Genomic DNA, 22,321 nt, shown 5'->3' with positions numbered 1-22,321 from the left:
TTTATGGAAAATCTTGTATTCGCGCTATCAGTCACAGGGCCGATTTTCCTGATGATTATTGGCGGATACCTGCTCAAGTATAAAGGGATAGTACGAGACAGCTTTATTGATGATGCCTCCAGGCTTGTTTTCCATGTAGCCTTGCCGGCACTGCTTTTTATTAATATCTATTCCTCGGATGCCAACCCCGCGCAAGAAATAGACCTGCTTGTAGCAGGGGTTCTCGGCACTTTTGTGATGCTCCCTTTGGCATGGTTGCTGGCGCGGCCGGTATTGCCAATGGATCGCAGCGCTTTTATCCAGGGGGCTTTTCGTGGAAATGTGGCGATTGTCGGCCTTGCCTGGATCGAAAAAGCCTACGGAAGCGAGGGTGTTTCCAATTCCGCAGGGTTGGTAGCGGCTCTTACGATTCAGTTTAATGTTATCGCCGTCGCTCTTTTCGTGCTTTACAATAAGGACAGAAAATTTGGCTGGCGGGTGATGCTGTGGGAGCTGGTCAAGAACCCTCTTATCCTCGGTGTCATTGCAGCCATTGTGTGCCGTTTGTTGGCTGTAAGGTTGCCGGAGGTGCTGCACGATACCATTCAGTATCTTGCATCTGTGGGCTTGCCATTGGGGCTTATTTGTATTGGTGCCAGCATGAAAATGCGAACACTGATGCGCAGTTCCCCTACGGCGCTGGCGGCCTCATTACTTAAACTGGTTGTTGCTCCGATTGTCTGCCTGTTGATTGGTTTGGCATTGGGTATGAGCCCTGAGTACTTGGGATATTTGATCCTGATGACGGGTGCTCCCTGTGCAATCTCGGCCTTTGTAATGGCCCATGCGATGGGCGGGAACAGCCAGCTTACGGCGAATATTGTGGGGCTCAGCACATTGCTTTCTGTTGTTACTGCCAGTATCGGGCTGGCATTGCTTAAGGTGTACTTTTGATGACCGTTTTCCCAACCTGGTTGCTTATTCTTGCAGCAGTAATCATTTTTGCTCTCGCTATTGTGGCTGGCTACTATCTGCGCAAACTATCAGTAGCGCAAAAGAAACAGGCCGAACAACTGGCGGAGCTGGAGCAAGCTGCCGAAGATCAGCGCCAAAGAGTAAACGACAGCATCCAGATAATTGCCCGTACCTTGTTGGATGATGGAGTAGGGCTTACCGAAGCTTCGATTCGTATTCGCGTTCTTCTGGATGCGCTTCAGGTGGAAGACAAAGTACGTGAAGAGTTTGTTGCTTTTTATACCATCGCAGAGAAAACCAGTCATATCCCAATTCTAAAAGACTGGAAGGCATTGCCGCGTAAAGAACAATTTCAATATGAGTTAGAAATGGCACAAATAGAGGCAGATTATAAAGACTTTGCGATAGATGCCGCTAAACGTATCCTTGGCCGTACTTTTTGAAGTTGGGTAGCCAGATGATTGGCTAGGATAGCTCTGTATTTGTTAATCAACGGGTAGTAATCTGCCCGTTGTTTGGAGAGTTTAATTCTTTTATTTCTAGCTTTTTGCAAAGGTTACTTTGTAGGTGCTAACCCGCCTTAAAATTTATTTTTTATGCATACTGCATTTGCGCGGAACTTATTGATCCCATTTTTGCGCAAAATGCAATCAAAATTTACTGACTCTACTGCAGTATTCAGTGAGAATTAGTAAGTGATTTTAAAAGTAGTCCTGCTTATCGCTGTGCTGACATACTTCGCACGTTCATCAAATTAGCTTTATTCGGCAATTTTTGGGGTGCCGGTGTACTTTCGTTGAACTTTATTTTTGGTGGTTTCCATTTGAATGTACTCATTGGCACCGTAATTTCATTTGTCACCGCGTTAGGTGTATTCAAGCTGCTTGATCATCTTGAGGGGGCTGGAGCTTGGTACTGGATCGCGTTTTTGATCGCTATCGGAGCGTCCGTCATATTGGCCTGAATGTGAACTTGTTAACAGGGCTTATCCTTAAGTAGCAACAAAATGCTCTAAACAAGAAAGTAAGAAACTTGATGCTACGTCAAGTCGTTAGCACACTTAAATAAGCTGATTGACTTTCCTTTGAAGCTTTGCGCATACGTTAAAAGTTTTGGTGTCTAAATTGAAGAAATTATTAATATACTTTGTCTCGCTCTTTTTTGCGGTTGCTGCATATTTTCTTACGTTTTCGGCATTTTATGAGTCATGGTTTCCCTACTACTATGAGGGATACCTCTCTTATTTTTTCCTGGCAGGGCTTGCAGTAATTGTACTCTTGCCATTTGCTGCTGCAGTGGCGGGCTCAGAAAATAGTATGAGCTATTTTTCAAAATATATAAGTTTAGCTGTCATATTTCATTGGGCTGTAGTAGTTTTATCTGTGGTGGTTTTTGTGTACATGTTATCTAATGGCGTATTAATCAATGGGCCTGGTATTTATAGGGTGGCTCCATAAAGTAAATTGACATAATAAAGATAGATAGTGCAGCTCCGGCCAGAACACCTTGCGCTTTGTTTGATTTCTGTGCTCTCAGTTTGCATGATATATGAGTAGTATGGATAGCCTCTTTAATGGGGATTAAGTTATCTTATGAGAAAATACGATGTTTGGAATTTTGAAGTATATTGGGCTTGTGATAATCGTAAGTTTGGGGTTTGGTCAAACCTTTGTTTATCAAAGAGTAAAGAAAAAATGGAATTCTCTCCCTGTAGTTGATGCAAAAATAACAACCTCAAAATTAAAAAATTTTACGAATGCGGAGGGGCAAAGGGTATACGAGGCACAAATCGAGTTTGAGTATGAGTACAAGGGCGTCAAGTATAGTTCAGATACTCCACTACTCAGGTCCCCCCAATTGTTTAAAAATAACAATATCGAGCATGATCTATTGAGTCGATATAAAGAGGGGGGAAGCGTGGCGGTGCGTGTAATGCCCAGCTCCCCAAAAAATGCATTTATAGAAATGGAACGGTTCAGTAAGTTGTCTGCAGTTGTGATTCCAGTACTTTTAGTTATTTATAGTTTGGCTGTATTCGGCTATGGATGGTTGGTGACTGCGGCAGTGACACGCTAGTAACGTATTGTTAGTATAAATGGTGTAATATGATGCTGTAGAGGAAAAGCTTCTCTATTTGAAGTTTTATGAATATCGTTTTCGTCATGAATGGTTTAAGCCTGAGTGGAGTTTATACATTAATTAAACGTATAGAAGGATAAGCGGTTGGCTTAATAAGCCAATGCATTGAATGCATAGTATTGCTTTTAGCTTTAGCATTAATCTAGGGAGGGAGTATGAGGCTGGGAATTTTGATATTCATATCGATCGTGTTGTGGGTTATTTCAGGGATCATTGCATTTTATGGTTTTGAGAGCCTGGATCAGGCGAGTAACTTTGGAGAAAGTTTTGGTGCTATCTCATCTCTGTTTTCTAGCTTTGCTCTGGCCTTAGCAATTTATTCTATGGTGTTGCAACAGAAGCAAAATGATCAGTTTGAAAAGTATACTTTAACTGCTCTTGATCAACAGTCTAAACAAATAGAAATTATAAATAAAAGTATCGAAGAACAGTTGAAAACAGCAAAGGTAGCAGCAATTACAGCGCTGATTGATCGCGAGGAGCAGCGTATAGCTAATTTGAAAGAGTGGGGTGAGCAGAAGGGGGATATCAATAAGTACGAAAATGGGATAGCTGCTGCATCCAGACGAATTGAAAAATATAATGAGGATTTGCAGGCCCATGCGACATGCTGATAAAGGGTTGTAGTATGTCTTAGCTAGCAGTCTTCACCGGACTTTATTAATTTAGCTTGCCTTGACTGCTGAGCTTAACTTAAGAGAAAACGCTTAATATTTACTTCATGATCAAGTACCTGACTACTCAGCAGTTACAATATAATCACTAGAGTTAAGTCTCCTGGTAATTCGACTAGTGTCTCCGCTTAGGGGCTCTTCTTCATGGCTACATTTCATCCAAGCATTGAGGTATTGAAGTATTAAAGTGAGATGAGGAGTCGCACATTTTTCTTGTTTTCGTAGACTTTGGCTTGCTCGACGGCAGAATGGCCAAAGATAAGCATTTCTAGAAGATATCATGGACACTTTAAAATGGTGAAAGATGTAATCTTTGGGTGCGTAAAAATTTGGAAGGTGACAACCCCAGTTTAGGGTGCATCTTCTATTAGGCTATATTATAGGTAACTACTGAGAATGTATATTTGTGATAGATGTGGAAAAAGAGGAAAGTCTAAGATCAAGCTTTGGGTTGCAGGTGAAGATCTAATCGGTTTTATTTTTTTGTCTGTCGCTTTAATGGCCCCTATAGGCTTCATGACATACTTATGTATTATAATCCTATATCCTGAATCTTTCTTAGAGGAAGTATTTGCTTTTGAAGGTATGACTCAAATAGTCTTTGTTGGGCTGCCAAGCCTATTAGTAGTTGGGTACTGGTATTACCGTATTGGGCATAAAGTATACGTATTCTTTGGAAAGTTTGTTAACTTTAAGTTTAGCTATGTCGCTACCTGCGAACCTTGTGGCTTAAGCTTGAAAGAGATTCATCTTCCCGGAGAATCTTGATATTTTAAGCTGTAGTTGTCCTTCCCCGAGGGAGAGTTTCTTGTGCTTAGCTACAGCTGTTTGCTTAGTATTTCTAATATCGGGATACCCTGGCAAGTTCAGATAGAGATGTGAAATACCAACCACCTAGGTCTACATTAAGTGGTGCTGAAAGCTACATAAAGGTTTGCCTCGTATGAGCATAAAACCATCACGAATTTTATTAATAAATATTCTGATGACTGCTGCATTTTATGTGGCCGGTTTTGTCGCACTAGGCAGTTCGTATCCAACTATCGATTCAAGTGGCGAGCAGATTGTTCATTGGTTTTCAATTAACGAACTGAGCGCCCGGTTTTATGCTTGGACAGCGGCTTTTTTCTCACTTGGCCTCGCCATCTTTGGTGGGCAGATTTCTACATTGTTACCGAAACCGAGTCGGTATATTTTTCTTGCAGGCGTGCTTGGATTTGCCATCACAGCGCAGGTTCAAGCTTGGCTATGGGCGGGGTTAGCACTTCATCCAGAAGGGCTGGAGCCAGCAGTTGCTCGCACAATCTTCGGCATATCTTCTTATTGGGGGCCTCTGGTGAATGGGTCAACAACAGCGATGGCGGTAGCGTTTTTAGCTATAGGGCCTGGCACATCTGTTGAGGTCCCACGCTGGCTTAAGTCGCTCAGTGTTATTTTCTTTCTTGAGCAGGCAATCGAAACTATCACTGTATTCGGATACAGTGGCTTTATAGCCCCAGGTGGAACTATGAATGTTTATCTTGGAGGTCTTATTGGATTTATTTGGGTTGCGGGGGTTGTGCGTTGGGCGATACCGCGCATAGACTTGCCCGCCTAACCAGAGAGTACTGTTGACTCATAATGCCATTAGTTTAGTGCTCTACTGATCTTGGGATTGGGCTTCATCAAAAGGAGAGTTCATGGGTAGCTTTGTGGTGGAAGCGTTAGTTGTGGCCTTGTTTCTCTTATACCCAGTGTGGCGAATATTTAAGCGTGCTGGACTGAATCCAATTTATAGTCTTACGTTGTTCATACCAGTTTTAGGGTTTCTGGTAGCTGGTGCTGTTTTGGCTGCATCTAGGTGGAGTGTCAGCACCAAAACTGAGGAGGTACAATGATGGGCGTTGGCGGAATTAGTCTTTGGCAACTCATCATCATTTTTGTAATCCTTCTCGGCCCGCTGCTAATCTTTGGCTCTGTAGCTAAGAAGGCTGGCTTTTCCAGATGGTGGGGCTTGTTACTTATAGTTCCTGTTGTCAATATAGTCTTGGTGTGGGTGCTTGCATTCGTCAAGTGGCCAGTGGAAGAGGCTTCTTAATAACGTTAAGCGTTATTCTCAGCGAAGTTGGTTAAATCTCTATTGTATTTATTCTTCTTTCACCCCCTGAATGCAGGTTGGGAAGCCGGATTGCATAAGGTGTTCCTTACCTGATCATAATGGTTTTACCAGGACCCAGGGTTGGCCGGGCTCTATCTTCAGGAACTAAAAAATTGAATGTAAAAAGTGGTCGCGGAATACTTTTGAGCATTATGGCGATGCTTTGTTTAGCCGGTATGGATGCAACCGGTAAGCTACTCGTCCAAACCTATCCCATTGTTCAAATTATGGCAGTCCGCTTTGCGATGTTTTTTTTCATCGTGATCGTCACGGCTGGATTAACAGGCAAGCTCAAACAAGTTCGAAGTAAGATTCTCGGTACCCAAATACTTCGATCTCTTGTGCTTTTGATCGAGGTGACAGTATTTATCTTTGCATTCAGTATGATGCCGTTAGCTGATGTCCATGCAATCGCTGCAACGGCACCGCTGTTTGCAATATTGATGGCGGGATGGTACCTGGGTGAAGAGATAGATACGAGGAGTTGGGTGGGTGTTGCTATAGGCTTTATAGGTGCTCTGATTATCATTCGGCCTGGATTGGGAGTAATGAGTTGGCAAACTTTGATACCGATAGCTGGGGCAATTCTGTGGGCTGCATATCAAATTCTTTCACGCCGTGTCGCGCAGTTCGATAGCTCCAGTACAACGGCCTTCTATACGGCTTTCATTGGTCTGATTGTCTTCGGCGGATTAGCACCCTTTTACTGGGTAGAACCGACCTCAACAGGTTGGCAATTATTGATGTTGAATGGACTACTGGGTGCAATGGGTCACTATTTGCTCATCAAGGCCCTTTCCTATGCGCCCGCAACAGTTTTACAGCCCTTCAGCTATGCCTTGTTGTTTTGGGCCATCGTGATTGGTTTTATTATCTTTGGTGATCTACCTGATGGACTCACGCTACTTGGTGCTGCCGTAGTATTGGGAGCAGGGTTCTATGCTTCGGACGCAGGTCGCTCATTGAGTGGCTCTCTATCGGTTGCGTTCAAAAGGAGGTGGCGGGGTATCCAGCGTGAGTCTAAATCTGTGAATTAGTCTCTGCACTGTAGTGGCTTCTGTTTGGGAGCAGGAAATCGCTCGCAGCTTCTGAATAAGCAGGTACTCAAAAATAGCATCCGTAAATTCGGACCTTTTGCTGTTAGGAAAAGAGCGGGAAGGTGGCCTACGGGGTGAAGAAGTCGGCAGTTAAATTTGTATCGTAAATAATGTAATTGAGGATCTGGATGCACTAACCCTGCGCATCCAGATCTGTTTCGGCGGCTCAGGAATTGGGCGTTCGATCATTATGGCGAATTCAATCTTGGGCCAAGAAGAAATAGCGCGCAGTATGGAAAAGTTCAGGTCTTAAATTCCGCTCCTAGTAAATCCAAAGTGATTTCTCCGAAACGCTTCAGCATCAGTTTCTCAGCTTCATTCATAACGTCTTTTAAGGAGGCGTTTACCGCATGCTCAATGGGGCAGTTGGTATGCTCGTCAGTTAGCCCAATAGTGAAAACCGATGCTTCACCCAGAGCCGTATGGATATCCAATAGTGTGATTTCATCTAGGGGCTTGGCCAGTGACCAACCTCCGTTATGCCCCTTGCTCGACCGTACATATCCCCGATCGCGTAACAGAGCCATGGTACGCCTAACCACTACTGGATTGGTGGAAAGCATTTCAGCCATTTTATCTGATGTGACTGGCTGATCAGTCATTTCAAGATGGATGAGTACATGTAGCACCCGGGAAAGCCGACTGTCCTTTCGCATAGTTCACCTTAGTCATTGAGCTCGTAGTATATCATGAAACATTTGGTGTTACGTGTGTTGCCATTTTTAAAAATATTGTGTAACAATTAAAGTTACATGATGATTGGGAGGTGACCATGGATATCGATGTTTTGATTGTTGGCGGTAGTTTTGCAGGTTTGTCTGCCGCGATGCAGCTTGTTCGTGGGCGGCGTAAAGTAGTGGTGTTGGATACAAACCAACCACGCAATCGCTTTGCTCGTGCGTCTCACGGTGTATTTGGCTTGGATGGAAAAAGCCCTGCCGAGATTCGGGCTACCGCACTATCCCAGCTTGCACTCTATCCCGGTTTTCAGCTGGTTGAGGATGCGGCTGTAGGTGTTGAGAAATTGCGAGGCGGGTTTGAGGTAGCGGCAGAGAGTGATGCCGTTTACCGCGCAAAGAAACTGATTCTTGCCAGTGGTATCACAGACCAGTTGCCAGATCTTCCAGGTGTAAAAGCGTTCTGGGGTAAAAGCGTTATTCACTGCCCCTATTGCCATGGTTATGAGCTAAGTGATCGCCCCTTGGGTGTGTTTGCGACCAGTGAATTGTCTTTTCATCAGGCGGCAATGATTCCAGATTGGGGGGCGACAACCCTTTTTACTCAGGGGCAATTCAACCCAGAGGGAGAAGTACTGGGGCACTTGATTGATCGAGGTGTAGTACTCGAGGAGACACCGATTACCAATTTGCTGGGAGCAAAAGGGCAGTTGCAAGCTGTCTTGTTAGCTGATGGGAGGGAAATACCTCTGGAGGGTCTTTATGTTTCTCCAAAGGCTATGCTGGCTTCGCCGCTTATAAGAATGCTGGATTTAGCACTGGAAGACTCTCTAGTTGGCAGTATTGTGAAAGTTGATGCTTTTAAAGAAAGTTCTGTTAATGGGGTGTTTGTTGCGGGGGACCTGTCCAACCCAATGCAGAGCGGAACATTTGCGATCGCGTCCGGTACTATGGCTGGTGTCGCTGCACATCGTTCACTGATATTTAACAAGTAGCAAATGCACCGTGAGAGAGTTATCAAAACCCTTTATTTCTAGGTGGGAGCAATGGGCTAAGAGCTGATGTGGGGGAGTTGTGTTGTGGCCGAGGCAGTTACTTGCCCCGGCCTTAAAAACTCAGCAGTTAACCGCGTTTACAGCGAGCCCTCCGAGAGAGGTTTCCTTGTATTTACTTTGCATATCGATACCCGTCTGGCGCATGGTCTCGATCACACTGTCGAGTGGAACTATATGGGCACCATCACCGCGCAGAGCCAGGCGTGCACCATTGATGGCTTTTACTGCACCCATGGTATTGCGCTCAATACAGGGTACTTGTACCAGTCCGCCAATAGGGTCGCAGGTGAGCCCTAGGTTGTGCTCCATACCGATCTCGGCGGCGTTTTCAATTTGCTGATTAGTACCGCCTTCTACTGCTGCCAGCCCTGCAGATGCCATGGAGCAGGCTACGCCGATCTCTCCCTGGCAGCCGACTTCAGCAGCGGAAATAGAAGCATTCTTTTTAAATAGCATGCCAATGGCGCCAGCGGTGAGCAGGAATTTCACTACCTGGTCTTTCAGCTCTCCGTGAATATCCGGGTTGTGTACGAACTCTACGTAATAGGCAATTACCGCGGGAATAACACCGGCAGCTCCGTTAGTGGGGGCAGTCACGATACGTCCGCGTGCAGCATTCTCTTCGTTTACGGCCAGGGCGAACAGGCTGACCCAATCGAGGATAGCGAGGCCGTGGTTGCGTTCTTCCGGGCTCTGCTTATTCAATTCACGATAGAGTTCGGCTGCACGGCGGCGTACATTCAGGCCTCCGGGTAGGATTCCGTCCTGGTGGCAGCCTCGCTTAATAGAAGCGTCCATGACTTTCCAGATATTCCACAGGCGATCTTTTACTTCCTGCTCACTGCGAAAGGCTTTCTCGTTTTCCATTGCCAGTTCGGCAATGGTCCAGCCGTGCTGCTCGCAGGTTTTCATTAATTGCTCAGCATTGCTGAAATCATAGGGAAGCAGGGTGGCTATCTCTTCTTTGTGAGCAAAATCTTCCTCGGACAGTACAAAGCCACCGCCAATGGAAAAATAGCTGCGCTCGAACAGTAGTTCAGATCCGGAATATGCCTGGCAGGTCATCCCGTTTGAGTGTTGCGGCAGGAACTCTTCCATATGGAAGACCAGGTCACGTTCGCGAACGAATTCGATATTGTGGTCATTGTTTAGCACAAGGGTGCGATCACTTTGTATCGCAGCCATCTTGTCTTCGATGCTATCCACATCAATCGTATCTGGAGCCTGCCCCAGAAGGCCCATCAGTACGGCCATATCAGTACCATGGCCCACACCGGTTAGCGCCAGGGAGCCATACAGGTGCACCTGTACACGATCAGTGCTGGCTAGCTGGGAGCGAGAGCGCAGATCCTGCACAAACTGGCGGGCGGCGACCATAGGGCCCACAGTGTGGGAACTGGAAGGGCCGACACCAATTTTGAAGAGTTCAAAAACACTAATGCTCATAAATTTTCTCTGCGCTGGGCTGTCTACTTTCACAGCCCTCCCTTAAGGATATAGTTGCACCAATTGGGGGCGCACTTTGCCTTACAAGGCGCAACAATCAAGGTGGCAGCCAGCATTCCGTACAAAATTCTATTTGTTACGGATTTTGCGGAATTTATGATCTTCCTGATTCGTAGCGTAAGAGAAGCTACGGCGCTTCCGCGACCAGAACGGCACGTTTGGGCGCGGGGTGACCTTCGATGGTTTTATCTGGTGATTGTGGGTCCAGAAAATCCTCCAGCGATTCAAAATGCATCCAGTCAGTGCGGCGCTGTTCCTCCTGGCTGGTGACATTTAGGTCCACTGTCCTTGGATTGTGGAATCCGCATTTGCGCAACCAGCTTTCCAGGGTGGCGCAACTGGGGAAAAACCAAACATTGCGCATTTTTGCATAGCGGCCCTCCGGCACCAGGCAATCCCCCAGGCCACCATCGATCACCAGAGTTTCCAAAACTAACTGGCCTCCGGGGCGCAAGGTTTCCCGGAGCTCGCGCAGATGGTCCATGGGTGAGCGGCGGTGATAGAGCACGCCCATAGAGAAAGTGGTATCGAAGGCTCGTAGATTGGATGGCAGGGCTTCAATACCCAGGGGCAACAGGTCTACCGGTTTTTCTTTGCCGAGGTATTTTTTCAGGGCATAAAACTGGGCAATAAATTTTGCCGATGGATCTATGCCGATCACGCGCCGGGCGCCAGCACCATAAGAGCGCCAGCAGTGGTAGCCATTGCCGCATCCCACATCCAGTACCAATCTATTTTCCATAGGGGCCAGATGGGGTAATACGCGATCCCATTTCCAATCTGAGCGCCACTCGGTATCAATAGGCAGGCCAAAAATTTCCCATGGGCCCTTGCGCCAGGGGTGTAGTTTTCTCAGTTCCTGTTCCAGCAACTGCAGTTGTTCAGAGCTTGCATCACTGGCGCTGCCAATGCGAACGCTTTGCGCAAGCTCTATATTTGAGGGTTTGATATCCGGTAAGGCTTCCATGGCTGCGCGCCAGTCGGGCAGGTCACCCCAGCGATGGGGGCTCAGGTTTTCGGCCACCTGATCGGGTAGCTGCGCGAGCCAGGAGCGCAGATCAGGGATATGTTGCAGGCCTTGGTAGAGTTGGGAGTAGTCGATCACGGGTACTTACTTTTCGGGGCTGCCTTTAATGGCAATGAGTGAGGCGAAATTAAAACACTGGAACCATACATCAACACTGGTAAAGCCGACGTTCTTTAGCCGCTTGCGATGGGTATCCAGGGTTTCGGGGATCAGCACATTTTCCAGGGCTGAGCGCTTTTGGGCAATTTCCAATGCACTGTAACCGTTGGCAGCCTTGAAGGAATGATGCAGTTCAATCATTAATTCATTATGGGCTTTATCGGCGAAGTCCACTTTTTCTGAAATAATCAGGATGCCGCCGGGGCGTAGACCATCGTGAATTTTTCTTAGGATCTCCTCGCGCTCTTCCACCGGTATAAACTGCAAGGTGAAATTGAGTACGACTACAGATGCGTTTTCAATAATGACGTTTTGCAGGTTGTCGCAGATAAGCTGTACAGGTATTTCGCCGCTATCGGCTTCGAGCACGGTGCGCGCCTGATCTGTCATGGCTTTGGAGTTATCTACGGCAATAATTTCGCAATCTGCTGCGGGGATGCGGTGACGCATGGCTAAGGTTGCGGCGCATAAAGAGCTGCCGAGATCGTAACAGCGGCTGCCTGCCTGGGCATAGCGCTCAGCCAAGGTGCCGATCATGGCGACGATGGTGGTATAGCCCGGAACCGAGCGCTTAATCATATCGGGAAATACTTGCACTACCTGGCGATCGAACTCAAAACCGGCTACCTGGCCCAGAGGACTCGCGTAAATATTGTCGTGTTTACTCATCTGAATTTCGCTGAAGGGTTACTGCGATTAACAGGCAGGCTTGGGGCCTGCCGGATGCGCGTCGGCTGCGGGATCTATCCCCGGCAATAACTTTACCGGGGATAGAGCACAGGACTCTGTCAGAGTTTTTCTTCCTGCAAGTTGAGGTTTGCTGCGGCAGCCTGGCCTTGGGGACCTGTCACTACAGCGGTACTCGCCTTGCTCTGGTCCAGATAAGTGGCGCCCACTCGCTGAAGATCCTGCAAGGTCACTTCTGTTACCTGTTTGCGGAATTGCTGGCGTACTGCGTGGGTTCGACCGTAAAGGCCCGAGTGGAAGTTCTTCTTGGCTTCGCCGGCGGGGGAGCCTGGCTTGTCCAGTCCGCCGACGACACCGAGAACGGCTTCTTCAACCTGTTCTTCCTTGTGTTTTTCTTCAGCCAGCCACTGTAGAGAGGCATCGAAGTCTTGCAGAGTTTCTCCCATACGTGGATCGCGATAGGAATAAAAGCGAAACACTCCAATATTGCTGTCGTGTGCCGCGCCGCCGCCGTAGGCGCCGCCCTGTTCGCGGATGGTGCGGTGCAGGAAGCCATTGCGGAGGAAGCCACTCAGAACAGACAGTGGTGCCGCGTCCGGGTGTGACATGGGCACAGTTGGGTAGGCCTTGGCACAGAAATTCACCTGGCTGTTGGCAATCCAAAGTTCTTCAACCCGCTTTTGTTCGAAAGGTGCTTCCGGATTTGCCGCGGTGGTACTGGGGTTGGAAGTGAGCGGCGACAGCGCTTGGCTGAAGCTGTCAATTTTATCTTCTTCACCTACCAGCAGGAATTGGCGTGGTGCAGCCAGGATCTTTTGGTGAATAGCCTGGAACTGCGCGGTAAGTTTCTGCAGGCCTTCCTCTTTGTCCAGGTTGGCGACCAGTGCTTTTAAGTCGCGCAGGCCCAGCAGGCCGCCTGTGGCATGACTTTCCCAGGCGGCGCGGTTAAAGCCGGCACTCGCTGCGGCCATTGCCAGGGCATGACCATTACCAACTACGCCCTGCTCGCGGCGGGCCAGGGTCTGTAGTAATAATTCCTTGATGCGGGCATGCTCGTCGAAGCGGACCTGCTCCATAGTGGCCTGCATCAGTTCAGTCAGTTCCTCCTGGTTGCGCGATAACGCCTTGCCGGACAGGATAAAGTGGCCGGAAAGATGATCGAGGTTATCAATGGCAGTGCGGCTGCTGGTGAAACCATGTAAGGCTCCGGCTACGCGTGTCTGCCACTGTTGTACTTCCAGATAGTCCTTGTCTCCCAGGCCAACTTCACTCAGTACTTGGCAGTAGTAAGGCAGTAACTGTTTTTCTTCTTCAGTGAACTCCGGCAGTGCGCTGACCATCTGTTGGTAGACCAGGCCATTGGTGCCGGCGCTGTAGCGGGTTAATGTCTGGTTGCCGAGAGAGGTTTTTTCTCCCTCTACATCTGGCAGTTCTGCCGGAATATCCTCGATGCCGACTTTTGGCAGAATAGAGGCGTCGTCTTCACGATTTTGCCGGTCGGCCAGGGCCTTGGCGGTTTCGACAATTTGCTCCCTGTCTTTTTCATTGAGGCGGGATTTGATCTGCGCCAGCCGGTCTTTTTCCGCCTGCTCCCGGCGTTCAGCCAGTTGGTCGTCAGGGCTCATTACCAGACGCACACGGTGTTGATTATCCAGCAGCAGTTCGCGGGTTTTGTCGGCGATAAACCTGGGATCTTTAATCTGCTCGCGCAGTTTTTCCAAAGTGGCATCAATGTTTAACAGGCCGATGGGGTCGCCGCGGTGGGTGGCGCCAGTGAGGGCCGTGAGGATTAGCTGCAGGCCGTAGGGGTAGCCGTCGCCACCAATTTCGCGCTGTTGCAGCTCCAGTTGGTGCAGGCTGGCGGCAACCTGTTCGTAGGGAATCCCTTTTTCCGCAACTTCCTGCAGCACTGCCAGTACTTGCTTTTCCAGTTCGTCGGCGCTGTCGCGCTCGCTGCCTTCAATACCGCAGACAAAGACCAGCTCGCGTTGGGAATCGTCCAGGCCTACAAGCGGGGATGGGGAAGTACCCAGGTCGGTAGTTTCCAGCAGCTTCATCAGTGGGGAGGCGCTATTGTCCAGTAGCACTCCTGCAAGTAGATGAGCAGTAAGGGCTTCTTCCAAGTCGGTGACGTCACCCAGTAGCCAGCTCAGGACAATATGGGTTTTACCCTGCAGTGCCTCTCCGTTCAGCGGATAGTGCTCCTCAACTTTGAGCGGCGCCTGGTAACGGTCCTCGCGCCCAACGGCAATCGTTTTTTCCAGCTGGTCGAACTTGTGCAGGGCCTTTTCTTCGAACGCTGCCTGGTGCTCTGCGGCGGGAATATCGCCAAAGGTCATAAAGATGGCATTGCTCGGGTGATAATGGCTGCGGTAAAAGGCCACCAGCTGCTCGTAACTGAGCTTGGGAATATCAGTAGGTTCACCACCGGAGTTATAGTGGTAAGTGGAAGTAGGGAACAGGTATTTACTCAGCGTATGCCACAGCTGTGAACTGACAGAGCTCATGGCGCCTTTCATTTCATTAAACACTACGCCCTTGTAAACAAGTTCACTTTTGGGATTATCTGCCTCGGCAAACTCCAGGCGATGTCCCTCCTGGGCAAAATCCAGTGGGTCCAGGCGCGCAAAAAATACAGCATCCAGGTAGACATCCAGTAGATTGTCAAAATCCTTGCGGTTCTGGCTGGCAAAGGGGTAGGCGGTCCAGTCGGAACTGGTAAAGGCGTTCATAAACGTGTTGAGCGAACGCCGGATCATCATAAAGAACGGGTCCCGCACCGGGTACTTGTCACTGCCGCACAATGCGGTGTGCTCAAGGATATGTGCCACACCGGTGGAGTCTTCCGGCACAGTGCGCAAGGCGACCAGGAAAACATTTTCCGGGTTGTCTGCGGCGATATGTAAGTGCTGTGCACCGGTAGTATTGTGGCGGTATTCCTCGACTCGCACGCCGAGAGAATCGATTTCTGCGCTGGTAACCAGTTTGAATGCAGGATGTGAGTTGCTCAAAAGACAGCTCCCTGGAGTTATAGGAAATTTTCTAGCCAGCCTCTGTCGCTGGCGAAAGGGCGCTATTCTACCGCTTGCACACACCGGAAAGACAGTGTTGACAAGGATGCCAGCAAGGCGAAGACTTCGCCTTCCAAAGCCCCGGCATAAATGTAGACGAACAGGGAGATAGAGGTTGTCCTGGTTGGATATCGCCAGCGTCACTGGCTTTTTTATTACTTGGGTCGGCTACACCATATTTGCGCGAAAAAAAGCCAAGGAAACCTGGTGCCTGACGTCCTCGCTGCAATGGTACCGGGTGGAGTGGATGCTGCGCATGCTTGACAGGGATATGCGTATGGCCGACACGGCGATCATGAGTAACCTGGAGCGGGTGATTGGCTTCTTCGCTTCTACCAGTATCCTGATCCTGGCGGGTTTGGTAACAGCCCTAACCGCAAATAAGGCCGCTATCGAAGTGATTACGAGCCTGCCTTTTGCTGAGCCAACCTCCGTCGAGCAGTTTGAGCTCAAGGTGATGCTGCTGATCCTGATTTTTATCTATGCCTTTTTTAATTTCACCTGGTCTTTGCGCCAGTACTCCTTTGCCAACGTCCTGATTGGCGCTGCGCCGCCGCCGGAAACCGGTGATCTCTCTGAGGAAGAGCGCCGCAGATTTGCGATCAGCATTGCCAAGGTGATCGACCACGCGGGCCACAGTTACAATTACGGCCTGCGCTCCTATTACTTTTCTATGTCAGTGTTGAGCTGGTTTATCCATCCGCTGCTCTTTATTGCGAGTTACCTCTTTGTGGTCTGCGTACTGTATCGGCGTGAGTTCTTGTCCAAGGCACTGAACTCCATTTTGGCAGCGCGTGAGGGCGGTCTGGAACGTCAGCAGAGGAAGAAATTTGATGACCCATCGTGAAATCCTGGCGGCCTTCGACGCAGTGGCCGAAGCGCGCGGTTGGCAACCGTTACATTCTCCTAAAAACCTGGCAATGGCACTGTCGGTAGAGGTTGCAGAGCTTGGGCGATATTTTCAGTGGAAAGATAACAGCGAAATACAGGCTCTGATGCAAACTGAAGATTCGATGGGGATCGCCGCGGAGCTTGCGGACATCCAGATGTATCTCATCAAGCTGGCTGCGGTATTGGGGGTGGATTTGGATGCCGCCCTACGCGACAAAATTGATGAGAATCGTCGCCGCTGTGAGATAGATTTGTGTAATGAGGAAGCCGATGAGCGCTAGTCGTTTTAGCGATCGCAACTTTGATGACCTGGCACACCGTTTTCGCAACCGTATCTATGGGGGGCTCAAGGGGGATATTCGCCTGGCGGTGCTGAACAGGGATCTGGCGCCGCTGCTCAATGGAAGGTCAGACTCTTTAAAAGTGGTGGATGCCGGTGGTGGCCAGGGGCATTTCGCTATGGATCTGGCGCAGGCCGGACACAGGGTTTTCCTGGCCGATATTTCTGCACAGATGCTAGAGCATGCCGCAGCTGAGGTCGAAGAGCGACAACTGCAAAAGCAGGTGACACTCCTGCATAAGCCGTTACAGGCATTGCCTGAACAGGCAGAGCTGCGCGAAGCGGATCTGGTGATCTGCCATGCAGTGCTGGAGTGGCTGGAAGAACCGCAGCAGGCGCTGCAGCATTTGCGCCGATTGCTGAAGCCCGGTGGATACCTGTCACTGACATTTTACAATCGCCGTGCGCTGGAGTTTCGCCTGCTGCAGCGCGGTAGCTTTCGCCAGCTTGAACGCAACATTGGAGAGGACTACTGGGGAGGGCATCCGGGCAGTCTCACCCCGCAAACCCCCTTGTTACCTGAGTGGGTGGAAGGATGGTTGGGAGAAGTTGGCTTTGATATTAAGTGTCACAGTGGCATTCGCTGTTTCCACGATTTTATGACGCCCTCAATTCGAGAAAAATTGCCAGCGGCGGCGATTGTGCAAAAGGAGCTGGAGTATTCTCAGCTCGACCCATATCGGCAGCTGGCTCGCTATATACACCTCCTCTGCAGGGTGCCCTGATTACAAAATACGCAACAATAACTCTTTGGCGGCGTTTACCCGGGATGCCAAGTAGTCATTGCCGCCACGATCCGGGTGTAATTTCTGAATCAGCTTACGGTGTGCGCCAATAATTTCATCTTTTCCCGCATTAGCACTCACTCCCAGGATTCGCCGGGCTTCATGCTCGGTGAGAGGTGGGCCCTGATCCTTTTGAGCTGCTTTTTGCCCTTGCCAGTTTTCCTCGCCCTGTTGTTGATTTTGTTGCTGTCGGTTGCGGGAATATCGCTCAAAGAACGGTGCCATCCAGGGCAATAAACGGGTGAGTTGGTTAAGCAGGCGGCCGAGCACCGGCAGGATCAGAAGCACAGCGGCGCCAACCCAGTGCAGACGGCCACTCAGTGCGAGTAAAACGACGACTACCGCAGCCGCTAAAACTGTGGCCAGAAAAATCTGCTTGCGCTTGTTTTCAGGTGAGCTGGCCTTGATTTTTTGCCATGCATACCAGACTCCAATCACGATAAGCAGTAGTAAGATTAAGCGTGCCAATGGCGACTCCTTTTATTGTTGATCTGCCAATTTTTAACTCAGTGATCAAATATCTCTCTGACCTGTTTGATCACTGGGTTAAACTGGCCTAAGTATGGCTCTGGGCGGATTAGCAGCTTATGGCTATCCTGTTTGAAGAAAATTTCAGCACTTGAGATAACAGTATGCAATACGACAAATTCCAGATACCGGATGCGGATCAGATTTTGCCTGGTCGGCCGCAGCCGATGGAAATCACTGGCGTCCACTTCGTTAATGGTAACTCAATCAAAGAGCCGTTCCCGGAAGATATGGAAGTTGCCATGTTTGGTATGGGCTGTTTCTGGGGCGCCGAACGTATATTTTGGGAAACTGATGGTGTTTTTGCCACCGCAGTTGGTTACTCCGACGGGGCGACAGAAAACCCTAATTACGACGAGGTATGCAGCGGGCGCACCGGGCACGCTGAAGTGGTTAAGGTGGTTTACGATCCCAAGGTTGTCAGCTATGCGGAGCTTCTAAAGCTGTTTTGGGACATGCATGATCCAACCCAGGGTATGCGCCAGGGTAATGACATTGGTTCCCAGTATCGCTCATGCATATTCTGCACCAGTGAAGAGCAGAAGAAAGAAGCAGAGGCCAGCAGGGATGCCGTGCAGGCGGCGCTGGATGAAAAACAGCGTGGCGAGGTGACTACTGAGATCAGCATGGCGCAGCCGTTTTATTACGCTGAGGAGTATCACCAGCAGTATATGGCGAAAAATAAGGAAGCGATTTGTCCGATCCTGCGCAATCCCATGCACGATTAGACCCCATATTGAATCAGTAATAGGTGGCATGAAAAGTGCTGCCTATTTTTTGATGTGATTTACGTCCCCCCTCATTTCCCTGCCTTTATAAAAACCCTCCCAATAAACGTTCCGGCGCTCAAATACTGCCAGTACTTTCCTTAAAAAATCAATTAAGACCAAAACCTAAAAAAATACGCTCAGGATCTAAAGCAGAAGGCTATGCGCTCTCGTAAAGTCTGGCTCATGACATGAGCTACAAGAGAGCCTCATCTCCACTGGAAGGTAGGTGTATCACTCGTGTTTGTCATGATTAATAAACTATCCATTCAGGAGGAATACTGTTATGGGGGTTGATCGTATAGCCAGGCGTAACAATGGTGTAAAAACCTGGGGCTTCTCCCAGTCCTCACCACGGGCTTATATTCATTATTTCAGATTTGGTAAGTTTGGAATTTGCGCATCTCTAGCTGCGCACTGGATAAAGACCAACGCACTGGACGATAAAAGTTTGCCGGATAAATTAGGTTTAACTCCCCGGGTCCATAATGCTGGTGCTTTTAGTTTTCGCACATATCGGTCCCTAAATATTGGCGAGTTAATAAAGGTGGGGCGGGATTTTCGTACCTGGACTTATGGAGGTGGTAGACAGGGACTAAATATCGAAAACTGGCTAATAAATCAGGGATTGCATAAAGAAGATCGCTGGAGTTCAAGTGCAATTGCTGTTGCATTGAACAATATGGTTGTTATTCAACCGGGCCATCCAGTACCTCCAGTTCAGCCAATTCCGCCAATTAATACGAGCCTGGTAAATGCGCTGCGCAGTTTACGAGATGCGTATGGATATATTACTTTCTCTGGCCGCAGAGCAGGGCACGCTGTTGCAGCCTGGGTTGCAGATGACAGGGTGAACTCTGATATAGGTGCGCTCTTTTTCGATCCAAACTATGGAGAGTACCGTTTTGCGACAAAAGGAGACTTCCTTAACTTTTTCGATGCGTATTATCGGCATGCCTATATGCGTGGTTGGATACAATTTCGTAGTGATTGGTCTGTTGATGCCTACATCAACAGGGTGTGGTGACGCATTGAGTGATTGCTGCCGTTGAATAGGTGTGAGGGTAGATATAGCTGCCCTCACAGCAATGTATTTTCCGGCAACACTCAGGGACTAGGGTCCCCACTTACCGCCTTCCTTCGCACCAGGACCGGATAGGTAAACACGAGCGACTCACTCATTATTGGTGCGCACACCAGTCGCTCCAGCTGCCGGGATAGAGCAGAGAATCTTTTCGACCGGCCAGGTATTGCCCAAAGAAATTCACGCAGGCAGTGACACCGGAACCACAATAGTTAAGCAGCGGTTTACCTTCTCCCAGACTGCCAAACTGAGCTTGCAGTTCCTTAGTTGACTTTACTTTTCCGGTATTTTTGTCCGTGACATTCTGCCAGGGTTGATTGATAGCTGAAGGGATATGACCGGCTATAGGATCAATGGGCTCCTGAATCCCGTTGAAACGCTGGCTATCCCGCGCATCAACAAGCTGCCATGACGCGCCGTTTAAACCTTCCTTGACCGCCTCATAGTGCACCAACAGATTTTCTTTGGGTCTTGCAGTAAAGGTTCCAGCTTTCGGGGTAATGGGTTTAATGGTGCTAAGCGCCTCTCCAGCTTCAAGCCAGGCCTTCAGCCCCCCATTTAGGATGCTGACAGGTTTGTGACCAAAAAAGTAAAACAGGAACCAGGCTCGCGCGGCGAAACCCAGCCGGTTGTCATCATAGACGATGACAGGTGTATCGTCATTGATACCAAGGCTGCGGGCATATTCCTGGAACTGGCCGCTGGTGGGCATGGGATGCCGCCCGCCAAAACGTTGCGTTGGGGCTGAGAGATCCCGGTGTAGGCTGGCGTAGTGGGCCCCAGGAATATGTCCCGCAGCGTAATCTCGAGCACCACTCTCCGGGTCAGCCAGCTCATAACGGCAGTCAAGGATTACGGGGTCAGAACTTTTTTGAAGTGTTACCAGGTCAGCTACTTCAATCAGTGCAGTATTGTCATCCGTTTGCATCTGCTCAATTCCCTTGGTTTGCCTGACTCCAGGTTGGCAAATTAGCTCAGCCTGTATTCTTGGTTTTTGCCAGCTGTTCTGAGTATGTACAGGCCTGGCTGGTTGAGTAGGTGGAAAGCCATGCTGTTGTTAATTCAGCTGGCCACTTTCCGAGGCTGCTGGTGGTTGTGTTGGCGATGCCACCGGGGGTTCGGAAGTCTGGTTTTCAGCCTCACTGGATTCTGCCTGCTGGTCCTCTTCTTTATTTGCCTCCTGTTCGGCGAGTTCCTGCTCACGGCAAGCCATGGTGGCCTGAGTTTGATCTTTTAGTGGATTGTCCAGGAAGCGGCCGGCAGCTTTCTCGGCGCAGCTGCTGGCGGAAATAATATCGTGTGCCAATTTGGGGAAAAGTAGCCACTGATGATTGGGTAGGGCTTTGCGTGCAGCATCTACATCCTCCGCAGCCAATACCGGGTCGAGACCTCCGTGCAGCACCATTACCGGTGCGGGAGTTTCAATGGCCTCAGATTCCAGTAGTGGTGCTGAGGGAATCGCCCAAATACGGCACTGCAGCTGTAGCAGGCTCAGGTCTGAGCGTACGGCGCCACCAAGGATTCCGGTATTTTCGGCACTGGCGCGGGCTTGGTCAAAATCCACGAAAGGCGCTTCTTCATAGCAGAAATGGCTGACTCCGGCAGCATCGCCAAAATAGGGGTCAAGCACAATTTCCATAAAGTGACCGATGGCTTTTTGTGCAGGTTTAAGTCCTTCATCGCCACTGCTCTCCAGTCCTTCGATCATTTTTGGCAGTTCACTATAGAAATTCTCGTTGTACAGTGCCTGGAAAAGCACTCGCAGCAAACGCTGTCCGTTCAGAACGAACGGGTAGGTCTGTTTTGAATAGCGGTGTTTGATATGGATGGTGCGGGGCTCCTCATCGAGGGTTTGCACCAGGTTTTCCAGTCTGCGACGGAGATCCGGGTAGCGGCTATTGCATTTTTTATCCTCAGTACAATGTTTGAGGCCGCGCTCATAAGCTGCCAGCGAATCCTGGGCTAGCTGCTGGGTGTAGGCGATGTTGGGAAATACCGCGCTGTTAAGTACCAGTGCGCGTACAGACTCAGGGTAATCCCGGGCATAGGTGAGTGCGTACCGGGTTGAATAGGAAACACCATACAGGTCGAGTTCATCGAGCTTCAGTAGCTTGCGCAGCTCATCCACATCCCGCGCTACCACTGTACTGTTATATTGGGCCATATCGGCGCCTTTACTCAGGCGACTGTAGCAACGCTCCATACTGAAAGCGAAAACACGCGCCTCCTCCTCCGGTGAAAGCTTGCGCTGGAAAGCGGTCTGGGCATCATCAATAAATTCACTGCAAGTGAGGCGTGGCCGCGCCATGCCGGTGCCTCGGGGGTCGATCACAATAAGGTCCCGGCCGTCTTCGACCGTCATGGCGGCGTAGTTTAGCCATAGCCAGTCGCTGGCATTCTCTGGTTCCAGGCCCATGCTTGCGCCGGGGCCGCCGGCTCCTAAGTGAAGCAGGGGCGGTTTGCTGGCATCGGGCTCTTTGGCGCGGAAACGGATAACCGGAAAGCGGATTTTCCGCCGTGTTGGATGGGCATAATCCTCTGGGACTTCCATCATAAAGCACTGGGTAAAGGGCCAGCTGTCGTCGGTTTCAAACCAGCAGGGCTTGGAGATCAAGCGAGTATGGCTCTTGGACTCCTTGTTTTTACCTGGTTTCGCGTCCGGGTCTGATCGCTCACAGGCGCTCAGCACCAGGCAGAGAAAGCAAAGTAGGGCGGAGAGCGGGCGAAAGTTACGCACTGGGTC

The 22,321-nt window shown here is 49.5% G+C and carries 23 protein-coding genes; 15 read left to right on the top strand and 8 right to left on the bottom strand.

Annotation, left to right across the window (positions count from 1 at the left end; genetic code table 11):
* The first annotated feature begins 3 nt into the window (after nucleotides 1-3).
* From ABWV76_RS14215 to ABWV76_RS14175, 9 genes are all read left to right on the top strand, one after another.
* Complete coding sequence (locus tag ABWV76_RS14215; RefSeq protein WP_353376319.1) at nucleotides 4-933, top strand: AEC family transporter; 930 nt, start codon at nucleotides 4-6, stop codon at nucleotides 931-933.
* Complete coding sequence (locus ABWV76_RS14210; protein WP_353376317.1) at nucleotides 933-1,397, top strand: DUF2489 domain-containing protein; 465 nt, start codon at nucleotides 933-935, stop codon at nucleotides 1,395-1,397. Before ABWV76_RS14215 ends, ABWV76_RS14210 begins: the two co-directional genes overlap by 1 nt.
* A gap of 681 nt (nucleotides 1,398-2,078) precedes the next feature.
* Nucleotides 2,079-2,411: a hypothetical protein gene (locus ABWV76_RS14205; protein ID WP_353376316.1), complete on the top strand. Its 333-nt coding sequence runs from the start codon at nucleotides 2,079-2,081 to the stop codon at nucleotides 2,409-2,411.
* A 148-nt stretch (nucleotides 2,412-2,559) separates the two neighbouring features.
* On the top strand, nucleotides 2,560-3,030 hold the full coding sequence (locus ABWV76_RS14200) for a DUF3592 domain-containing protein (protein WP_353376315.1): 471 nt from the start codon (nucleotides 2,560-2,562) through the stop codon (nucleotides 3,028-3,030).
* A 218-nt stretch (nucleotides 3,031-3,248) separates the two neighbouring features.
* The gene (locus ABWV76_RS14195) at nucleotides 3,249-3,707 is read left to right on the top strand and encodes a hypothetical protein (protein WP_353376314.1); all 459 of its coding nucleotides are present in this window, start codon (nucleotides 3,249-3,251) and stop codon (nucleotides 3,705-3,707) included.
* Between the two features lie 456 nt (nucleotides 3,708-4,163).
* Nucleotides 4,164-4,535 carry a hypothetical protein gene (locus ABWV76_RS14190; RefSeq protein WP_353376313.1) on the top strand — a complete coding sequence of 124 codons (372 nt, stop codon included), beginning with the start codon at nucleotides 4,164-4,166 and terminating at the stop codon, nucleotides 4,533-4,535.
* Nucleotides 4,536-4,710: 175 nt separating this feature from the next.
* Nucleotides 4,711-5,364 carry a hypothetical protein gene (locus ABWV76_RS14185; RefSeq protein WP_020413030.1) on the top strand — a complete coding sequence of 218 codons (654 nt, stop codon included), beginning with the start codon at nucleotides 4,711-4,713 and terminating at the stop codon, nucleotides 5,362-5,364.
* Between the two features lie 276 nt (nucleotides 5,365-5,640).
* Complete coding sequence (locus tag ABWV76_RS14180; RefSeq protein ID WP_020413028.1) at nucleotides 5,641-5,844, top strand: Sec-independent protein translocase family protein; 204 nt, start codon at nucleotides 5,641-5,643, stop codon at nucleotides 5,842-5,844.
* Nucleotides 5,845-6,017: 173 nt separating this feature from the next.
* Nucleotides 6,018-6,941: a DMT family transporter gene (locus ABWV76_RS14175; protein WP_353376312.1), complete on the top strand. Its 924-nt coding sequence runs from the start codon at nucleotides 6,018-6,020 to the stop codon at nucleotides 6,939-6,941.
* Nucleotides 6,942-7,243: 302 nt separating this feature from the next.
* Here ABWV76_RS14175 and ABWV76_RS14170 read toward each other — a convergent pair whose 3' ends face one another.
* The gene (locus ABWV76_RS14170) at nucleotides 7,244-7,657 is read right to left on the bottom strand and encodes an Rrf2 family transcriptional regulator (RefSeq protein ID WP_353376311.1); all 414 of its coding nucleotides are present in this window, start codon (nucleotides 7,655-7,657) and stop codon (nucleotides 7,244-7,246) included.
* Nucleotides 7,658-7,773: 116 nt separating this feature from the next.
* Here ABWV76_RS14170 and ABWV76_RS14165 point away from each other — a divergent pair, with 116 nt between their 5' ends.
* Nucleotides 7,774-8,673 (top strand): NAD(P)/FAD-dependent oxidoreductase, encoded by a 900-nt coding sequence (locus tag ABWV76_RS14165; protein WP_353376310.1) that lies wholly within the window; start codon nucleotides 7,774-7,776, stop codon nucleotides 8,671-8,673.
* 120 nt (nucleotides 8,674-8,793) lie between these two features.
* On the opposite strand, the gene ABWV76_RS14160 is transcribed toward ABWV76_RS14165, so the two are convergent.
* From ABWV76_RS14160 to ABWV76_RS14145, 4 genes are all read right to left on the bottom strand, one after another.
* Nucleotides 8,794-10,179, bottom strand: coding sequence for an L-serine ammonia-lyase (locus ABWV76_RS14160; RefSeq protein ID WP_353376309.1), 1,386 nt, complete (start codon nucleotides 10,177-10,179; stop codon nucleotides 8,794-8,796).
* 187 nt (nucleotides 10,180-10,366) lie between these two features.
* Nucleotides 10,367-11,344 carry a tRNA 5-methoxyuridine(34)/uridine 5-oxyacetic acid(34) synthase CmoB gene (gene cmoB, locus ABWV76_RS14155; RefSeq protein ID WP_353376308.1) on the bottom strand — a complete coding sequence of 326 codons (978 nt, stop codon included), beginning with the start codon at nucleotides 11,342-11,344 and terminating at the stop codon, nucleotides 10,367-10,369.
* Nucleotides 11,345-11,350: 6 nt separating this feature from the next.
* Complete coding sequence (cmoA, locus tag ABWV76_RS14150; protein WP_353376307.1) at nucleotides 11,351-12,094, bottom strand: carboxy-S-adenosyl-L-methionine synthase CmoA; 744 nt, start codon at nucleotides 12,092-12,094, stop codon at nucleotides 11,351-11,353.
* A 119-nt stretch (nucleotides 12,095-12,213) separates the two neighbouring features.
* Complete coding sequence (locus tag ABWV76_RS14145; protein ID WP_020413021.1) at nucleotides 12,214-15,123, bottom strand: insulinase family protein; 2,910 nt, start codon at nucleotides 15,121-15,123, stop codon at nucleotides 12,214-12,216.
* A gap of 175 nt (nucleotides 15,124-15,298) precedes the next feature.
* On the opposite strand from ABWV76_RS14145, the gene ABWV76_RS14140 reads away from it, so the two are divergent.
* The 3 genes from ABWV76_RS14140 to ABWV76_RS14130 are packed head-to-tail and all read left to right on the top strand — an operon-like array spanning nucleotide 15,299 to nucleotide 17,139.
* The gene (locus tag ABWV76_RS14140) at nucleotides 15,299-16,030 is read left to right on the top strand and encodes a DUF599 domain-containing protein (protein ID WP_020413020.1); all 732 of its coding nucleotides are present in this window, start codon (nucleotides 15,299-15,301) and stop codon (nucleotides 16,028-16,030) included.
* The gene (locus ABWV76_RS14135) at nucleotides 16,017-16,355 is read left to right on the top strand and encodes a nucleotide pyrophosphohydrolase (RefSeq protein WP_353376306.1); all 339 of its coding nucleotides are present in this window, start codon (nucleotides 16,017-16,019) and stop codon (nucleotides 16,353-16,355) included. Before ABWV76_RS14140 ends, ABWV76_RS14135 begins: the two co-directional genes overlap by 14 nt.
* The gene (locus tag ABWV76_RS14130; protein ID WP_353376305.1) at nucleotides 16,345-17,139 is read left to right on the top strand and encodes a methyltransferase domain-containing protein; all 795 of its coding nucleotides are present in this window, start codon (nucleotides 16,345-16,347) and stop codon (nucleotides 17,137-17,139) included. The genes ABWV76_RS14135 and ABWV76_RS14130 overlap by 11 nt, the downstream gene beginning before the upstream one ends.
* On the opposite strand, the gene ABWV76_RS14125 is transcribed toward ABWV76_RS14130, so the two are convergent.
* Nucleotides 17,140-17,667 carry a DnaJ domain-containing protein gene (locus ABWV76_RS14125; RefSeq protein ID WP_353376304.1) on the bottom strand — a complete coding sequence of 176 codons (528 nt, stop codon included), beginning with the start codon at nucleotides 17,665-17,667 and terminating at the stop codon, nucleotides 17,140-17,142.
* Nucleotides 17,668-17,831: 164 nt separating this feature from the next.
* Between ABWV76_RS14125 and msrA the strand changes: the two genes are divergently transcribed.
* Both msrA and ABWV76_RS14115 read left to right on the top strand, forming a co-directional pair.
* Complete coding sequence (msrA, locus tag ABWV76_RS14120) at nucleotides 17,832-18,455, top strand: peptide-methionine (S)-S-oxide reductase MsrA (RefSeq protein ID WP_020413015.1); 624 nt, start codon at nucleotides 17,832-17,834, stop codon at nucleotides 18,453-18,455.
* A gap of 325 nt (nucleotides 18,456-18,780) precedes the next feature.
* Nucleotides 18,781-19,521 (top strand): YopT-type cysteine protease domain-containing protein, encoded by a 741-nt coding sequence (locus ABWV76_RS14115; protein WP_353376303.1) that lies wholly within the window; start codon nucleotides 18,781-18,783, stop codon nucleotides 19,519-19,521.
* Between the two features lie 154 nt (nucleotides 19,522-19,675).
* On the opposite strand, the gene ABWV76_RS14110 is transcribed toward ABWV76_RS14115, so the two are convergent.
* Together ABWV76_RS14110 and ABWV76_RS14105 are read right to left on the bottom strand one after the other, a co-directional pair.
* Nucleotides 19,676-20,506, bottom strand: coding sequence for a sulfurtransferase (locus ABWV76_RS14110; protein WP_353376302.1), 831 nt, complete (start codon nucleotides 20,504-20,506; stop codon nucleotides 19,676-19,678).
* Nucleotides 20,507-20,635: 129 nt separating this feature from the next.
* Nucleotides 20,636-22,315, bottom strand: coding sequence for an alpha/beta fold hydrolase (locus ABWV76_RS14105; RefSeq protein WP_353376301.1), 1,680 nt, complete (start codon nucleotides 22,313-22,315; stop codon nucleotides 20,636-20,638).
* Between the last annotated feature and the right edge of the window lie 6 nt (nucleotides 22,316-22,321).

The organism is Microbulbifer sp. NBRC 101763, assembly GCF_040371615.1.
GTDB lineage: Bacteria > Pseudomonadota > Gammaproteobacteria > Pseudomonadales > Cellvibrionaceae > Microbulbifer > Microbulbifer variabilis.
Note: the sequence above shows the minus strand (reverse complement) of the source record. Positions and strands in the feature narration are given on the sequence as shown.

Coding starts and splice junctions, on each gene's coding strand:
- ABWV76_RS14215 (WP_353376319.1), top strand. CDS start 4: ATGGAAAATCTTGTATTCGCGCTATCAGTCACAGGGCCGATTTTCCTG.
- ABWV76_RS14210 (WP_353376317.1), top strand. CDS start 933: ATGACCGTTTTCCCAACCTGGTTGCTTATTCTTGCAGCAGTAATCATT.
- ABWV76_RS14200 (WP_353376315.1), top strand. CDS start 2,560: ATGTTTGGAATTTTGAAGTATATTGGGCTTGTGATAATCGTAAGTTTG.
- ABWV76_RS14195 (WP_353376314.1), top strand. CDS start 3,249: ATGAGGCTGGGAATTTTGATATTCATATCGATCGTGTTGTGGGTTATT.
- ABWV76_RS14190 (WP_353376313.1), top strand. CDS start 4,164: ATGTATATTTGTGATAGATGTGGAAAAAGAGGAAAGTCTAAGATCAAG.
- ABWV76_RS14185 (WP_020413030.1), top strand. CDS start 4,711: ATGAGCATAAAACCATCACGAATTTTATTAATAAATATTCTGATGACT.
- ABWV76_RS14180 (WP_020413028.1), top strand. CDS start 5,641: ATGATGGGCGTTGGCGGAATTAGTCTTTGGCAACTCATCATCATTTTT.
- ABWV76_RS14170 (WP_353376311.1), bottom strand. CDS start 7,657: ATGCGAAAGGACAGTCGGCTTTCCCGGGTGCTACATGTACTCATCCAT.
- ABWV76_RS14165 (WP_353376310.1), top strand. CDS start 7,774: ATGGATATCGATGTTTTGATTGTTGGCGGTAGTTTTGCAGGTTTGTCT.
- ABWV76_RS14160 (WP_353376309.1), bottom strand. CDS start 10,179: ATGAGCATTAGTGTTTTTGAACTCTTCAAAATTGGTGTCGGCCCTTCC.
- cmoA (WP_353376307.1), bottom strand. CDS start 12,094: ATGAGTAAACACGACAATATTTACGCGAGTCCTCTGGGCCAGGTAGCC.
- ABWV76_RS14135 (WP_353376306.1), top strand. CDS start 16,017: ATGACCCATCGTGAAATCCTGGCGGCCTTCGACGCAGTGGCCGAAGCG.
- ABWV76_RS14130 (WP_353376305.1), top strand. CDS start 16,345: ATGAGCGCTAGTCGTTTTAGCGATCGCAACTTTGATGACCTGGCACAC.
- msrA (WP_020413015.1), top strand. CDS start 17,832: ATGCAATACGACAAATTCCAGATACCGGATGCGGATCAGATTTTGCCT.
- ABWV76_RS14115 (WP_353376303.1), top strand. CDS start 18,781: ATGGGGGTTGATCGTATAGCCAGGCGTAACAATGGTGTAAAAACCTGG.
- ABWV76_RS14110 (WP_353376302.1), bottom strand. CDS start 20,506: ATGCAAACGGATGACAATACTGCACTGATTGAAGTAGCTGACCTGGTA.